Annotated in this window: 15 protein-coding genes and 1 pseudogene; 2 read left to right on the top strand and 14 right to left on the bottom strand. The window is 59.4% G+C overall.

Annotation, left to right across the window (positions count from 1 at the left end):
- Nucleotides 1-572: 572 nt before the first annotated feature.
- Complete coding sequence (locus ETW23_RS21215) at nt 573-995, top strand: hypothetical protein (RefSeq protein WP_134831168.1); 423 nt, start codon at nt 573-575, stop codon at nt 993-995.
- A gap of 331 nt (nt 996-1,326) precedes the next feature.
- Here the strand turns inward: ETW23_RS21215 and ETW23_RS21210 are convergent, their stop codons facing one another.
- The 11 genes and pseudogenes from ETW23_RS21210 to ETW23_RS21155 all read right to left on the bottom strand — a co-directional run bounded on the left by ETW23_RS21210 (nt 1,327) and on the right by ETW23_RS21155 (nt 11,158).
- Nucleotides 1,327-1,533: a hypothetical protein gene (locus ETW23_RS21210; protein WP_134831167.1), complete on the bottom strand. Its 207-nt coding sequence runs from the start codon at nt 1,531-1,533 to the stop codon at nt 1,327-1,329.
- Nucleotides 1,534-1,792: 259 nt separating this feature from the next.
- Nucleotides 1,793-2,029, bottom strand: a complete 237-nt coding sequence (locus ETW23_RS21205) for a hypothetical protein (RefSeq protein ID WP_134831166.1) — start codon at nt 2,027-2,029, stop codon at nt 1,793-1,795.
- A gap of 763 nt (nt 2,030-2,792) precedes the next feature.
- On the bottom strand, nt 2,793-3,683 hold the full coding sequence (locus ETW23_RS21200) for an abortive infection family protein (protein WP_134831165.1): 891 nt from the start codon (nt 3,681-3,683) through the stop codon (nt 2,793-2,795).
- Nucleotides 3,684-3,788: 105 nt separating this feature from the next.
- Nucleotides 3,789-4,289, bottom strand: a complete 501-nt coding sequence (locus ETW23_RS21195; RefSeq protein WP_134831164.1) for a helix-turn-helix domain-containing protein — start codon at nt 4,287-4,289, stop codon at nt 3,789-3,791.
- A gap of 343 nt (nt 4,290-4,632) precedes the next feature.
- On the bottom strand, nt 4,633-4,833 hold the full coding sequence (locus ETW23_RS21190; RefSeq protein ID WP_134831163.1) for a hypothetical protein: 201 nt from the start codon (nt 4,831-4,833) through the stop codon (nt 4,633-4,635).
- A gap of 477 nt (nt 4,834-5,310) precedes the next feature.
- Nucleotides 5,311-5,502: a hypothetical protein gene (locus ETW23_RS25280; protein WP_167738162.1), complete on the bottom strand. Its 192-nt coding sequence runs from the start codon at nt 5,500-5,502 to the stop codon at nt 5,311-5,313.
- Nucleotides 5,503-5,771: 269 nt separating this feature from the next.
- Nucleotides 5,772-6,790, bottom strand: a pseudogene (locus ETW23_RS21175) (GSU2403 family nucleotidyltransferase fold protein).
- A 110-nt stretch (nt 6,791-6,900) separates the two neighbouring features.
- A complete protein-coding gene (locus tag ETW23_RS21170) occupies nt 6,901-7,284 on the bottom strand; it encodes a hypothetical protein (RefSeq protein WP_134831161.1) in 384 nt (127 codons plus the stop codon).
- Between the two features lie 12 nt (nt 7,285-7,296).
- Nucleotides 7,297-7,830, bottom strand: coding sequence for a hypothetical protein (locus tag ETW23_RS21165; protein WP_134831160.1), 534 nt, complete (start codon nt 7,828-7,830; stop codon nt 7,297-7,299).
- A 226-nt stretch (nt 7,831-8,056) separates the two neighbouring features.
- Nucleotides 8,057-10,474 carry a DNA topoisomerase (ATP-hydrolyzing) subunit B gene (gene gyrB, locus ETW23_RS21160; RefSeq protein ID WP_129372423.1) on the bottom strand — a complete coding sequence of 806 codons (2,418 nt, stop codon included), beginning with the start codon at nt 10,472-10,474 and terminating at the stop codon, nt 8,057-8,059.
- 93 nt (nt 10,475-10,567) lie between these two features.
- Nucleotides 10,568-11,158 (bottom strand): NAD(P)H-dependent oxidoreductase, encoded by a 591-nt coding sequence (locus ETW23_RS21155; RefSeq protein ID WP_134831159.1) that lies wholly within the window; start codon nt 11,156-11,158, stop codon nt 10,568-10,570.
- 109 nt (nt 11,159-11,267) lie between these two features.
- Between ETW23_RS21155 and ETW23_RS21150 the strand changes: the two genes are divergently transcribed.
- Nucleotides 11,268-11,861, top strand: a complete 594-nt coding sequence (locus ETW23_RS21150; RefSeq protein WP_129372425.1) for a TetR/AcrR family transcriptional regulator — start codon at nt 11,268-11,270, stop codon at nt 11,859-11,861.
- Here ETW23_RS21150 and ETW23_RS21145 read toward each other — a convergent pair.
- The 3 genes from ETW23_RS21145 to dnaN form a co-directional block, all read right to left on the bottom strand.
- Entirely contained in the window at nt 11,858-12,478 is a 621-nt protein-coding gene (locus ETW23_RS21145; protein WP_129372426.1) for a LysE family translocator, read from the bottom strand. The genes ETW23_RS21150 and ETW23_RS21145 overlap by 4 nt on opposite strands.
- Nucleotides 12,475-13,572, bottom strand: a complete 1,098-nt coding sequence (gene recF / locus ETW23_RS21140) for a DNA replication/repair protein RecF (RefSeq protein ID WP_129372427.1) — start codon at nt 13,570-13,572, stop codon at nt 12,475-12,477. The genes ETW23_RS21145 and recF overlap by 4 nt, the downstream gene beginning before the upstream one ends.
- Before the next feature lie 78 nt (nt 13,573-13,650).
- Entirely contained in the window at nt 13,651-14,769 is a 1,119-nt protein-coding gene (gene dnaN / locus ETW23_RS21135) for a DNA polymerase III subunit beta (RefSeq protein ID WP_129372428.1), read from the bottom strand.
- Nucleotides 14,770-14,992: the final 223 nt, after the last annotated feature.

Raw genomic sequence — 14,992 nt, 5'->3', positions numbered from 1 at the left:
CCATGTCTCTGTAATTGTTTGGGAAGTGCCGCCAGCCAGCCTCGTGCCGCTTGACATGTGAAGGAGCACTGAATTTGATCATCACAATTGAGATGCCATTCGAACGCAGGTACCGGGGCCAGAAATGCGCCTGCCGCGACGTGGCAGGTGAAGTCCTCGCAGCAGCGCTTATGCGCAAACCTTTGGGCCAATCGCGCAAAGTTATGGGGATCGCGCACGGCTGCACGCGATCCTACACCCGATGTAGGGCCGCCCGAAGCGCAGCGGGGCGCTCCCTCACTCCTAAGTGAAATTTCGGTGCTTGCCGCCCAAAGCTCTGCGCCAAATTTGCGCATAGTTCTGCGGCTCAGTCCCAAAGCGCTGCGGACGAAAAACCGATCCGTGCAGCGCAGGAATCTGCTGCTACACCTGATTCAAACCACATTTTTTTCCTTTGGAAAAGAGCGATTTGGCCAATATTCTAAAGTTTGTGCTTACTACGGTCGAAGCTCAGGCAGGTCTGCCAGCTACCCGGCTGGCCGGCAGAATTCTAACAATGACGTTGAAATGCACTGAGCACGCAGCGTGACCGGATGCGAGTCCCATTCGGGCGGAAAACCCTGGCTCGAACCTCGCTCAACTCACTCCCCTACTGGTACCTGACCAGCCGCGGCAACCCGGATATCCTCGTTCGCTCAATGATGAATTGCCAGGAAATATTTGCGGCATGTGCATCGGAAGACTTCGAGGAAGCCCTGGAGCTATGGGCTGGTGCGAACGCCTTTCTGGAGGATGGGCGCCATGTCGATTTTTTCGTGCCGGAGCAACCGCTGGACATCGAATGGAGAAACGGTATTCCCGCCCAGCGTCTTACTGGCGCGCGCTGGACCATGACGAATGTGGTGGAGGTGGCGCTGGCATCCTTTGACATCTCCCATCCCAGAAGAAGTGTGCTTACCAGGCATCTGGTGATTAGTGGGCTTAAACCGTTCTTTTGGACATTTTACGGCTCTTAACCGGTCATGATGGTCGAAATGATGTAATCCGGACGACTTAAGTCACAAATTTGGTCGGAGCTTCAGGTCAGTTCGGCACTCACCTCATCATCCAGCCTGATGACATCGAGAATTTCTGCCTGGTCCGGATCAAAGACCCAACATGCATATCGAGCCCTCTCTCCGATCGGGTGCTCAGGATATCCATGAGGATCACAGAGTCATGGCTGCTACGCCGGGCACTTTCCAGCGGTAAGGGAAGAAACTACTCTGTTTATGATCAAGGGAAGCAAATGAAGAAGGTGAGCCAATGACTTTGGCCCACCTTCTAAGCAAATCTCAACATTTGCCGTTAGGCGCTGGCCCAACGGCGCCTACTTCTCAGTGGTGCAACTTTGACGCTGAAATCTCCCAGCAGGGGATACGGCGCTCTGCTGACGATATTGCTGGCATCAGTCGTCTGACCGCTGCGAGTTCGCCACAACATATAGAAACCGCCGAAAATGCCAACGCCGCCTGTGATAAGCGTGATCAGCTTGACAGCAGTCTCAGTGCTCATTTCCCCACTCCTGCACGCCAAGCGTAACACAGCCCGGCTGCGTCATCTCCAGCGCGATGTAGCGTCGGCCGGGTCGTCCTGTTCCGATACACGCGATGCAGACGCCCAGCCTTTACATTCCCGCCGTCAGAGAATGCCTGCCAAACAGCCATGTCGAAATCGTGGATCTTTGGCCCAGGCTCACCAAGCAGGCGATCCATCCAATGCTGATCGAATTCGGGAGCATCTGAAACAAGGACCCTTCTTCCAATCGCTTTAATCAACCAATCAACGACATCGTCCGCACTTTCGGCCCCTTCAATTCAGAACGTGAGATATTGTGTACCGCCTCGCTCGCGGGATCCCAGTCGCTTTCCGGCCATTCAGGTCGCGGCCGGATCAGCCGGCTCTCAACAACAACACGGCCAACTTCCAGCCAAGCCAAACCCACTTCAATCGGCCACGAGTGTTGGCTCAGGCTTGATGCTTCGAAATCTATAAAGGCAGGGCTTTCCATCAACCTATCCGCGTTTCACTACAGTCACTTGCACTTGGCGTGCAGATCGGTGACAACTTTTAGAGAAGCTCGCTATATGCCCGCCCAACCATTATCCAAGCTTCTCGCCTTAGTAAAATCCATCGAAATCAATCCGTTGCATTCGGCTTTCGGCGCGCCGCGTTTTGAGCCCCCCTGGATCCGCTATGCTCCACCATGAAATATTTGTCGCCATTCAGCGGTCGGCATCTGGGAGAGAACCCAACTTTCCTCTTCGCGAACCCTGGGCTTTTCACGAACGAATTCTGCACACGCAGCTCAGGTGGGCTGATGTCTCCGGCCTCCAAGCGTGCCTCATCGTCCGCACGGCTAAAGGCCTTTGCTTTGGCACGATCTGAGAAACTGAAGGACTTTTGGCTCATGTACAGTTCATACCACACTGCCCCATGTGAAAGAAGCAGCCGCCGCTGACCAGCTCGCAAGTGGCCCGTGTTGTGCCTCCCCATCAGTCGTGGTCGATCTGCAGCCCCTGGCAGACACTGCGCATTTGGGGGCCTCCTGTCTTGCGACTGAGAGGCCTCAATGATTGGACAACTGACTGATTTCCGGGACAACTTCAGACAATCCCCCCATGAGAAGGGCGTGGAAACCCTGCGCGCTTCGCAGATAGGTCCCGTCTGCGTTGCAGGTGTGAAAAGTGCTCCCGAAGAAATCCCTTCTGCGCTCGCCGGCCGTTTCTCTCTCACTGCCACCAGCGCCGGCGCAGCCATGAAGGCAGCGAGGTTCATTCCGCAGGCTCCGCGGGCAGGCTGCGCTGCATCTTCCGCTCCCAAGTCTCGATCAGGAAGAGCGCGACGGTGCTCGCCGCATGGATGGCGAAGCGCGCGATCCGCGGGTCGATCCGGCGGTGCCCCCGCTCCCGGCCGTGGGCATCGCCGCCATGAGTGCGGAGAGCCCCGATCCCCTCGGTGGCCGTGGTCAGGCCGCTCAGAATCTTGCGGATATCGCCAGCGATCAGGTCCGGCAGGTCCTTGCGCCCGGGGGAGAGACCGAGCGGCCCCTGGACGGCACGCACAAGCGCCGAGACGTCCTTCTTCGCTGGAAGCTCCAACCCGAGTTCGACAAGGATTGACCGGCAGACCGCCTCCAGCGTCGCGCAGGCAGCTGTCACAGCGTCCTCGGGATCGTCTTCCGCGTTTCGGGTCGCGCGGTCGAGATCCTGGCTCACTGTTCCGAAATCCAGAGTCGCGGTCTTGTTGGCGATGGCACCGACAACCGCGGCCCCCGAACCCTGCTTGCGCAGGACCGCCCTGCCTCCGAGCAGCGCCACCTCGAAGCCGTCTGGAATGAGATGCAGGTTCAGGTGGTCGAGAACGGCCTGTGTCTTCTCCGGCTCCCGCGCGTGGTTCCGGGGGTCGGCGACCTTTTCGATCAAGCGGCGGATCAGGTCGTCGCCGTTTTCCTGCTTGGCAGCCCAGTTCAGGCAGCCTCTCAGCGCGGGCAGTCGCGAGCCCTCGCCGTGTGCCGGGTCTATGCCGCACGCCATGAGGAACCCATTTATGTCGGAGGCACTGCGATAAATGCCGATCGGAGGCTCAGGATTGTTCATCCCGGACCCTCCCGAGATCACCTGAACGAGGGCCTCGATAGTGAAAGTCGAAAAGGTTGCCATCATGAGACCTCAGATCCAGAGTTGGGCAGCGCTGACCGCAAGCCCGATGATTGCGATGACCAGCATGATACGGCGGTAAGCAATTTCGTTGTCCATGTTCATCTCCGCTTACGATGCCGACTGGCGCTTACGCAGACCCGGGCGCTCGGCAGCCCGCTTGGTTGCCTTGCTGTCTTTCTCTGCCTTTGCCATGTCCGCCACGATCGGCTTCAGCCGTTCGACAAGCGGCCGCAGGTCGTATTCGTTCGATGTGCGGCCGCCGGTTTTGTGATACCGCTCGTTCCGGCGCAGGAGGCTCGCCTGTTCGAGGCCGACGATGGCCCGCTGCACAGTCTTCGTACTCACACCCAGCCGCTCCGCGATGGTCTTTTTCGACGGCCACGGCATTTCGTCCGGCCGCCACCAGTGGTCCAGGAGATGCAGGAGAACAGCGAGTTCGTTAGGGCCGATGCCGAGACGGGCCTGTCCCCGCAACAAGGCAGACGGGATCACGGTGTAACCGAGATCGATGGTTGCTTTACCCCATTTCCGGGAGAGAGTACGCTCGTCTTCCGCGTTCTTTTTTCTCTGGCTCCCAATCGAAACCACCTTCTCTGAGCATTCAGGCATTTTCGCCTCCTTGTGCGTTGCGTGTGAGGTGAATATGATGGGAAAATCATTAATTGTAAGGCGGTTGGGAGATACTCCCTGTGGCCATATATGACCTGACCTATGGACATTAAAGTCCTCAGGAGCACTGGACCTTGGCGACCACTGAAGAAGGATGAATTATCGATTTAGGACTCAGTGCCGAAGGACGCGATTAGAGATAACTTACCCCTGGACTTCCACGTCCATAGCCTGAGTTGTATTCCGGCCGTCCAAACTTGCCAGCCGCTCATTCCGATCGCTTCGGGTGGCGCAGCGCGCGGATGGCCGGCGCCAAGACGGCGCCTCCACCAGCCGCTTCGGCTCAATCATCCTCGACATCGTCCTCTTCCTCTTCCTCTGTGTCCCCAAGTTCTTCGGCGACAGCGTCCATGTCGATGGTGTTCTTCAAAACAGCCCTGCGCTCCTCCGCACTTAGGACGTTCTTCGCAAGGATCGTTTTTGCACCGGCCAGCGATGACACTGGCATCACGCCGAATGCGCCAGTGTCGAGCTCAACGATCATCAGGCCTTCCTCGAGACCTACGTCGATCAGTTGTGCGAGAAAGCCGGAGCGTAGCCGTTTGCGGCCTGCCAGGCGGGCGACTGTCTTTCGGGAAAGCCTTGCACGTGTTTGTCCGGCGCGATGTAGCATGAGACGCATCAGGGTTATGGTGTCTGCATGTGTGCGATAACGGTGCATGTTATGTATCCTTGTGGTGAGTCTTATATGAGATCCTTAATTAGTATCTATGAAGTCCTAAATAAAGGTTTTTTGGATGGCAATTTTCTCGGGTGCCGGAGGCCGCCAGTCATTGGGGCACGCACTGAGCTCACCCAACGTTTGGGTCGCCCGAAACCACAGGGTCTGCTCGAAGAATCTACCGGCCTTGTGATACGGAAGGTCCAGTCTCACGATCTGGCATTGCAGATTCCGGCTTTGTCAGCAGTCGCCACCGCGCCACTGCAAGCGCTGAGGCCCCTTACTCTTTAAGGTGATCACTTAGCTGTCCGCGACACTCAGAATGTTGCGCAGGCGATGATAGGGCGCATCGCGCACGGCCGCATCGACATCAACAATCGGATCTTTTGATCTTTTCGTGCGCAGCATATAGCCGCTGCCTGCAACAATAAGCACACAAGCGCCAATGATGGTGCTCGCGGTGAAAGTTTCCGTGGTGATGGCTTCGAACATGATCAAGCCTCCCTCGAGGGAAATATAGGCGACAAGGCGGGATGGAACCAACAGGCGAGCGGGAGTCGTCCTGGCGGACAGCGAATACAAACGCGAGCTGGAATCGAACATCGACCCATTCCGTGGGCTGTTGCTCGGGTTGTTCTTCACAACCGTCGGGACCGGAATAGACTTTGCCCTGCTTGCATCCGACTCTGTCACGATCCTTGGGCTGAGCGCCGCGCCGAACAAACCCCTCGATCCGCGGAGCACCACCATCTGCACCAGGATCAAGAGAGCCCGCGCAGGAGATCCTTTGTTGCAGGCATGCGTCCGAGGCTTGAGGCGATCCGGTCGCGCCACCGGGGGCCCTGCGACAGCGCGTGCTCGTAGGCCTCAGCGAGATCGTCGGGCCGATCTTCCGCGAGGATGCGGATAAGGAACTCAGCCTGAGCCCGGTCTTTGCGCGCTTTCGCCTCGTCCGAACCGCCATGCCGCCTGCTGGCCACGATCAGCTTGTGTATCGCGAAGCGCTCGGGCGGGGGATCTGCACAAGGACGCCGGAGCGGTAAATTGCCAGCGCGTGTATCGGCTCCGCTATCAGGAAATTGAGGTAGTTCAATGCCTGTGCGTTTACACCCAGTGCCGGAAGCGGCTTGATGCTTTCCCCGCCGAAAGCCGGCGTCAGGAACTCGACCATGGCCTCGCCACCACTTTGACGCCACTTCCAGACCTGCCGGTCAAAAACACCCGGAACGGGATCGAATTTCATCGACCGAAGAATATCCCCCGGTTCTTTCTCGACGCGGTCACCCAGAGCCACTGAGAGCCGCTCAAAGCTTGCGAAATCGATGTCCCCAGTCTGGGCAAGCTCGTCAGAGTCGAAGCGAACGCCAAGCTCCCCCTGATAGAGCGCGTAGGCTCCGGTCCCGATCAATGTGCCGCCCAGCCGGAAGACGCCGGCGCGCGCGAAAGCCAGAAGCAGCGAGCCTGTCTCCCGGTCGGTTCCGATCATCCCTTCGGCCCTCAGGACGCGCGCCAGGCGCGACATGCGTTTTTTTCGCTCCTGTGCCTGCGCCTTCAGATCAGCCGCGCGTGCCAGACGATCGCGCAAGTCAGGGCTGTCCTCGCCGAGATAGCGGCTTTTCATGACAGTCCCGATGCGGAACCGGTCGTAGAGGTAGGTCCGCCCGTTACGCTGACGCTCTTCGATGCTGCCCACAATTTCCGATGCTGCCTCGTCGAGATGCATGCGCAGCAAGTCCTGATAAGCGACTTGAGCTGCGCGGGAATGCGATATCGGGTCCATGTGATACCTGTGTGTTGTTCGTGTGCATCAAATATAAGATTGATACACTCAATCAAAAGTGTGCAGCAAAGTTTTTTTGCTACATACGACTCACGACACCCGGACTGCGTTCACGCTCTTTCTGTTGAATTTGCGCCGCTTCGGTAACGCTGACCTTGGTCCGAGCGCGTCCCCATTTCTGGCGTCGCTCGTTGCCGCAAGAAGCCTTCCAACTCCATAATGCTCTGAAAGGGCGCGAAGACTACGGCATCTCTACAGCTTCGGCGAAAGGGCAGCAGCTGTTCATTCGGGCCGACGGTGGAGGCACCCTTCGCCAAGCGCCAGAGAAGACCCTCCAGGCCTTTGAGCAGCGTATCGCCGGTTTCCTTCACAACCCCGATCTTGGACGGGAAGGATCGGAAGCGCTCCGACGCGACTTGGCGACGCGTCAGCCCGCTGCTTGTCGCGATCCGAACCGCTTCGCGTTTGAAATCGTCACTGTGTTTGGGTGCCATTTCCGGTCTCCTCTATGGCGAGCATTGCTCGCAGAAAACCGGAACAAAAGTGAAGCAGGTCCATACATACCCCGGCGCAAAACCGGTCTGAAACAAAATGCCCTTAGCGTTGCAGGCATATTCTGCGACTCGATCATAGTTCGTCGTGACGATGTGAGCCTCGGTTTGAGTGCTTTTGAACATCCCAACAAGCAAGCTACCAAGTGCAAACTCAGCACCATCGGATGCCGCAGCATCCAAGAGAACCCTGTCCTTCCCATTTACACATTGCCAGGTCAGCCGGACAATTTTCGCAAGGAGCGTTTCTGGCAATGCCTTGCCTTCCAACGCGGCTTCGAGGTGATCACCGTTTGCAAGCGCAGTCCTAACCAATATCCAAGCGTCTTCTTCGGCCTCCCCCTCGGCCTGCAATTCACTTTGGAGGTATTCGCTCAAAGCTCCCATGCTCGGCAGATCATGGGGCATTGATGCACCGCTTCCAAGAACGATCGTAGGAGAACCTTGGAAGCAGGTCTGTGCAGATTTGGCGATATCTTCTGTCTTCAACTTCTTACGTCATCCAAAATGCGCACCAGAGCAGCCATACACATTAGCAATCCCAGGTTGTTTTTGCTCGCAGACCACACTTCACCACCACATGGCGGGAATCAACAGAATTCGAAGCTTTCCAACATTCGATCCTTTTGCTGGCCGATTGGCGCCCCGCAGTACTATGCGCAAATACCGCAGAACTATGGGGTGTCCGCAGCGCTATGGGGATCCCTACACCCGATCAGAAATCCAGGTTTTCGACGCTAAGCGCGTTCTTTTGGATAAACTCGCGACGGGGTTCGACAACATCGCCCATCAGCTTGGTGAACAGATCATCCGCCTCGATCATATCGTCGACCCGCACTTGCAGCAGTGTCCGGGCGTCCGGGTCCAGTGTCGTCTCCCACAGCTGGTCCGGGTTCATCTCGCCCAGGCCTTTGTAGCGCTGCAGCGAGAGACCCTTTTCGCCTTCATCAAGGATCGCCTTCAATAGATCCAGCGGACCGTGAATAATCTGGCTGCGGTCGCGGCGGATCAGCTGGGAGGCGGTGCCGTAAACTTCCTGCAGGCTTTGGGTAAAGCTGCCGGTCTTGCGCGCCTCGCCGGAGCGCAGCATCGGGCCGTCCAGGGTACGCACTTCCTCGACTCCGCGCAGGATGCGAGCCAGGCGGATGCCGTGATCCTGGGTGATCCGGCCCTGCCAGCCGCGCTCATATTCCAGGGCAATGGCGTCCAGCCGCGCCGCGACCTTGTCGGCCACGCCCTGCAGGTTGGAATCCACCGCACCGGGCACAAAGGCACCGGCCACTGCGGCTTGCTCCAGGATGTGGCGCGGGTAATGGGTCGGGAAAGCATCCAGCACACGTTTGAGCTGGCGCGCCTCGTCGACCACGCGGGTAAGGTCGGCACCGGCCATCTCGGAGCCGTTACCGAGTTTCAGCAACGCGCCGTCGACACCTTGGTTGATCAGATAATCATCCAGCGCCGCCTGATCCTTGAGGTAAACCTCGGATTTGCCGCGCGCGACCTTATACAATGGCGGCTGCGCAATGTAGAGATAGCCGCCCTCGATCAGCTCCGGCATCTGCCGGTAGAAGAAGGTCAGGAGCAATGTCCGGATATGGGCGCCGTCCACGTCCGCATCGGTCATGATGACAATCTTGTGGTAGCGCAGCTTTTCAATCTTAAATTCGTCCCGGCCAATACCGGTGCCCAATGCCATCACCAGGTTGCCGATCTCCTGGCTTCCCAGCATCCGGTCAAAGCGTGCCCGTTCAACGTTCAGGATCTTGCCGCGCAGGGGCAGGATTGCCTGGGTCCTCCGGTCCCGGCCTGTCTGGGCGGAACCGCCGGCCGAGTCCCCCTCGACCAGGAAGACTTCGGTTTTGGACGGGTCTTTTTCAGAGCAATCCTTCAGCTTGCCAGCCAGATAATTCACGTCCATCGCGGTTTTGCGGCGGGTCAGTTCGCGCGCTTTGCGGGCGGCCTCGCGGGCCAAAGCGGCCTCGACAATTTTGCCAACGATTTGCTTGGCCTGGCCGGGGTTTTCCTCAAACCACTCTGCCAGTTTTTCCCCGACCAGGCTCTCGACCACCGGGCGCACCTCGGATGACACCAGCTTGTCCTTGGTCTGGCTGGAGAATTTCGGATCCGGCACTTTCACCGACAAAACACAGGTCAGCCCCTCGCGGGCGTCATCACCAGTAAAGGAGATCTTTTCCTTCTTCGCGATGCCCGAAACCTGCGCGTAGTTGTTGATCGTGCGGGTCAACGCGCCGCGGAAGCCTGCAACATGGGTGCCGCCATCGCGCTGCGGGATGTTGTTGGTAAAGGGCAGCACAGTTTCATGATAGCTGTCATTCCACCACATGGCGATTTCGACAACGATTTCGTCCTTTTCACCGATGATATAAACCGGAGTTTCCATCACCGGGGTCTTGTGGCGGTCCAGGTATTTGACGAATTCCTTGACGCCGCCGTCATAGAACAGCTCCACTTCCAGCCGTTCCGCCGGGCGTTCGTCGATCAGGATGATGCGCACGCCGGAGTTCAGAAAAGCCAGTTCCCGCAAGCGCTTTTCCAACGTTTCAAAGACATATTCGAGGTTGGAAAACGTATCCGTCGAGGCCATGAAGCGCACTTCGGTGCCGGTGCGGTCGCCGCAATCGCCGACCACCTCCAGATGCTTGGCGGTATCACCGCGCTCAAACCGGGCAATGTGTTCCTTGCCGTCTCGCCAGACGCGCAGTTCCAGCCAGTCAGACAGCGCGTTCACCACCGAAACACCCACACCGTGCAGGCCGCCGGAAACTTTGTAGGAGTTGCTGTCGAACTTACCGCCGGCATGCAGCTGGGTCATGATGACCTCGGCCGCGGAAACGCCTTCTTCCTCGTGGATACCCACCGGAATGCCGCGGCCGTTGTCGCTGACGGATACGCTGGAATCGGCGTGAATTTTCACCGTCACGTGGTCCGCGTGGCCTGCCAGCGCCTCGTCGATGCCGTTGTCCACGACCTCATACACCATGTGGTGCAGGCCCGAGCCATCGTCGGTGTCCCCGATATACATGCCGGGGCGTTTTCGAACCGCCTCCAACCCTTTGAGAACTTTGATGGAATCCGCGCCATATTCTGCGGGGGCCTGCTCGTTTCCGGACATTCACATCTTCCTGTCTTTGCTTCAGGATTTTATACGGAGTCTGGCCGGGATTGTCACGCGCAAGCCCCCTTTTTTCAGGGCTGTATCAGACGATTATGCTGCTAAGGCGCCAAGCTCCGACGCGGTGCTCAGCCAGGCTGCGCGCTCCTCCGCACTTGATCCTTGCAATGCGCCGAAATGGCAGGTCTCTACCGGATCAATCCCCACGAAATTCATTATCTGCCGCTCCACCTGAACATGCGCTGCATTGCCATAGAACTGCTCCATCAAGTCAGGCGGCGTGTCCGACGCCACCATCACCCGGCCCGATTTTCCGGCCAACAGCGGTTTCGGCAGGCCATCGGTCACAATGCGCGGGTCAAACGTGCGGCCGGGAAGCAGAATCCGGTCAAACAACCCCTTCAGTTTCCCCGGCATCCCGCCCCACCACAGCGGAAAGGCAAGGACCACATGCTCTGCCCACTCAAAGTCCGCAAGCACTGCTTCGATCTGCGGCTCCAGCCTCTTTGCTCCGGAAAACCCGGCCTGGCCGAAATCTGCGTCGAACTCCAGCTGCGACAGCTTGTGCAGGCGCACATCGTGCCCCGCAGCTTGCGCCGCAGATGCGTAGGCTTCGCATAGCGCCTGCGTAAAAGTGTTCTCAGCCGGGTGGCCGTTCAAGATCAGTATTTTCCGGGCAGACATGTCATTCTCCATGAGTTAAGTTGACCGCGGTCACTTTATTGAAATAAAAAATGACCGTGGTCAATTATAAAAGTGACCGCGGTCAATAACGAACCCGTGAGGATGAGGCATGACACGTGCTCCACAAAAGCGGCGGCTGGAAACCCGCGCAAAACTGCTCAGCACCGCAACCGTCATTGTCCAGGAACAGGGCTATAGCGGTTTGCGGGTTGAAGATGTGGTTGCCCGGGCCGGTGTTGCCAAAGGCACCCTGTTTTCCCATTTCAAAGACAAGGACGGACTGCTGGCCGTCCTGATCGGGGAGGAAGTGACACGGCTGCTTGACGGGATGGAGGCCGCAGGCGCACCGGCAGATGTAGCGGATCTGACCGCCCGGCTTGCACCGCATCTTGATTACGTCGCGCAGGACCGGGTGATTTTCGATCTGCTGCTGCGCTATTCAGGCACCACTGCGGATGAGCCGGATGAAGTTGTCACTGCAAGCTTCACCCGGCAGGTCGCCTTGCTGACGGGCTGGCTGCAGGACATGCAGGCGGCGGGCAGGGTTCGCCGGAACCAGCCGCCGGAATTGCTGGCGGAAGGCATCCAGGCGTTTCTGAACCATGTGCTGGGCTTGTGGTTCTGCATTGAGCATGAGACTGCAGCGCGCCCGGCCCAGACACTGGAACCTTACTTGCAGGCCTGGTTGCAACCATCCGCCTAAAGGAACGGGATCGCCAGCCCCACACAGATCAGCAGCCCGCCGGACACCAGGTTGATGCGCCGCAGGATCCGGGGCGAAGCAATCGCCCGCCGGACCCGGTGCACCATCCCTGCCAACGCAAGGTTCCCTGCCAGCGGAACCGCAAAAGACAGCACCACAATGGCGGCAACATCCGGCCAGGTTGTGCCTGACAGATCAAAGAATCCGGGCAGAACGCCCATGTAGAACAGGATTGCCTTGGGATTGCCCAGGATCACAGCAATTCCCGCCATGAACCCGGCCCAGACGCCCGGCCGGGTGAGGGCGCGGCTTTCCTGAACCGCTTCACCCGCGTGACGGATCAGCAGCCCGCCCATGCCGAGGAACATCAGGCAGGCCAGCCAGCGCAACAAGGTCATGATGCCGGTGAATTCGGAAACCACCCAGGACATGCCGCCCACCGCCACCAGCGGCCACAGAATATCGCCGCAGGCAACCCCCAGCGCCAGCGGCCAGGCCGCCGGAAACCCGCCGGACACCGAGCGCGCCATCAGCGCCAGCCAGACCGGGCCGGGTGTCAGGAACAAGATCAGCAGCGCCCCTGCATAAAGCGACAGATCCCAAACGGTGACAGTCATTTTTGCGTCACCTCCGACCCGCTGCCGCTGTCAGAGACTTCCAGCATCTGGGCCCGGCCAGCCAGCTCGCCAAACAGCTCCGGCCCGGTGCCCGTCATCCAGGCCTGGGTTCCCAGAGTGCAGATCTCGTCATAAAGGACCGCACGGCGGCCAGCGTCCAGATGCGCGGAAACCTCATCCAAAAGCAGGATCGGCGGCGCGCCCTCGCGCTGCGATAGCGCCCGTGCATTGGCCAGGATCAGCGACACCAGCAGCGCTTTCTGCTCACCGGTCGAACAGTCCTTGGCCGGGATGCCCTTAGCCTGGTAGGTGCCGATCAAATCGGTTCTGTGCGGCCCGACAAGGGTCCGGCCCGCCGCCAGATCCCGGAACCGGCTTTCCTCCAGCGCCTCTTTGAAATCCGCCTCGGTGGACGGCATGCTGCCTTCGGATTGCAGCAGCTCCAGCTCAGCCGCGGGAAATACGGTTCCGGCTTCGGCCTGGGCAATCTGCAGCAGCTCCACCGCTTGCACGCGCGCCGCATGGATCCGGTGCCCTGAGGCGGCCATCCGCTCTTCCAGCACCCGGTACCATGCGGCATCGCGCACCTGGTCCTTCAACAACCGGTTGCGCTCGCGCATTGCCTTTTCATAGGCCAGCGAGGCCTCGGCATGGGCGGGTTCAAAGCTCAGCGCGATCCGGTCCAGAAAGCGCCGGCGGCCTTCTGCCGCTTCAATCCACAACCGGTCCATCGCCGGGATCAGCCAGACCACCCGCGCCACCTGGCCCAGCGCGATCTGGCTGGCGGGCTTATTGTCGATTTTCACCTGCCGGGCATTGCCGCCTTCGGACCAGGTTTCCACCTCATAGGCCTGCGAGGGTGCCCGCAGCTCAGCCTTCAGTTTCCACCCCAGCGCTTCGGGCTGGCGTGCCATCTCTGCCGCACTGGCCCGGCGCAGGCCCCGGCCGGGCGAGAACAGCGACACGGCTTCCAGGATATTGGTCTTGCCCGCCCCGTTATTGCCGTGGATGGCGACCGGACGCCCGTCCAAACGCAATTCCGCCCGCAAATGCGAGCGGAAATGGGACAAGGTCAGGGCAGTCAGGGCCAGCACGCGGCGCGCTCCCGTTTCATCTTTCCAAAAATACTCGCGTCCCGCCGCCCGGCGGGGGAGGCAGCGCCGTCAGGCGCTTCAGACACGCATCGGCATCACGACGTAAACAGCGCTTTGATCGCTGCCTTCGCGCATCAGGGTCGGATCGCCGGAGGAGTTGAACATAAACACAGCGTTTTCGCGGTCTACCTGGTTGGCAATTTCCAGCAAGTACTTGGCGTTAAATCCGATTTCCAGGCGTTCGTCGTTATAGGCCACCGCCAGCTCTTCTTCGGCGGCACCGCTGTCAGGCGCATTGACCGACAGGATTAAACGGTCCTCTTCCAGCTGCAGCTTCACCGCGCGGGAACGTTCGGAAGACACGGTTGCAACCCGGTCCACGGCCTGGGCGAACTCGGAGGCATCCACTTCCAGACGGCGGGTATTGCCGGCCGGGATAACCCGGGTGTAGTCCGGGAATGTGCCGTCGATCACTTTGGAAGTCAGGGTGATGTTCGGGGTGGCAAAGCGCACCTTGGTTTCCGAGACCGACACCGCGATGTCCATGTCATCGTCGTCCAGCAGTTTGCGCAGCTCACCCACGGTCTTGCGCGGCACAATCACGCCCGGCATGTCCTCGGCGCCCAGCGGCAGCTCGGCGTCGATGCGCGCCAGACGGTGGCCGTCGGTGGCCACGGCACGCAGAACCTTGCCGCCATCGCCCGATGACACATGCAGATAGACACCGTTCAGGTAATAGCGGGTCTCCTCGGTCGAGATTGCAAATTTCGACTTATCGAACAGGCGGCGCAGCACTGCGGCCTTGGCTGCGAAGTTCGAGTGGTATTCCGACGAAGCCATCACCGGGAAATCCTCGCGCGGCAGGGTCGCCAGCGAGAAGTTGGAGCGGCCGGCCTCAACGGTCAGGCGCCCGGTTGCGGCGTCGGCGCTCAGTGTGACCAGCGCGCCGTCAGGCAGCTTGCGGACAATCTCGTGCAGGGTGGTGGCGGCCACGGTGGTGGCCCCGGCGCGCTCCACCTGGGCGGGGGCCTTGTCGACCACCTCGATATCCAGGTCGGTGGCGCGGAACTGGACACTGTCGCCTTCGGCTTCGATCAGCACATTCGCCAGAATCGGAATGGTGTTGCGGCGCTCGACCACCGACTGTGCCTGAGCCACAGCCTTGAGAAGCGTGCCGCGTTCGATGCTGATCTTCATGTCCCAAATCCTCTCCGTCTGGCCCCATGTCACTGGCCGGGACAAGCAACCTACCTGTTTACCCCTGCCGTACAAGGCTTTTGTGGATTTCTCCAAGGGATTCCCGGCGGGGTCAAGAGGCGGTGGGCAGCTGGGCCGTGAAACCGGAAGAAACGTTGCAGCAGAACCCGGAATTGTCCCCGCGGGGACAGAGCTGCAAAACCCAGGTTGTCCCCGTGGGGAC

This window comes from Leisingera sp. NJS201 (assembly GCF_004535885.1).
In the GTDB taxonomy this organism is placed as follows: domain Bacteria; phylum Pseudomonadota; class Alphaproteobacteria; order Rhodobacterales; family Rhodobacteraceae; genus Leisingera.
This window is presented reverse-complemented; position numbering and strand designations above follow the sequence as displayed.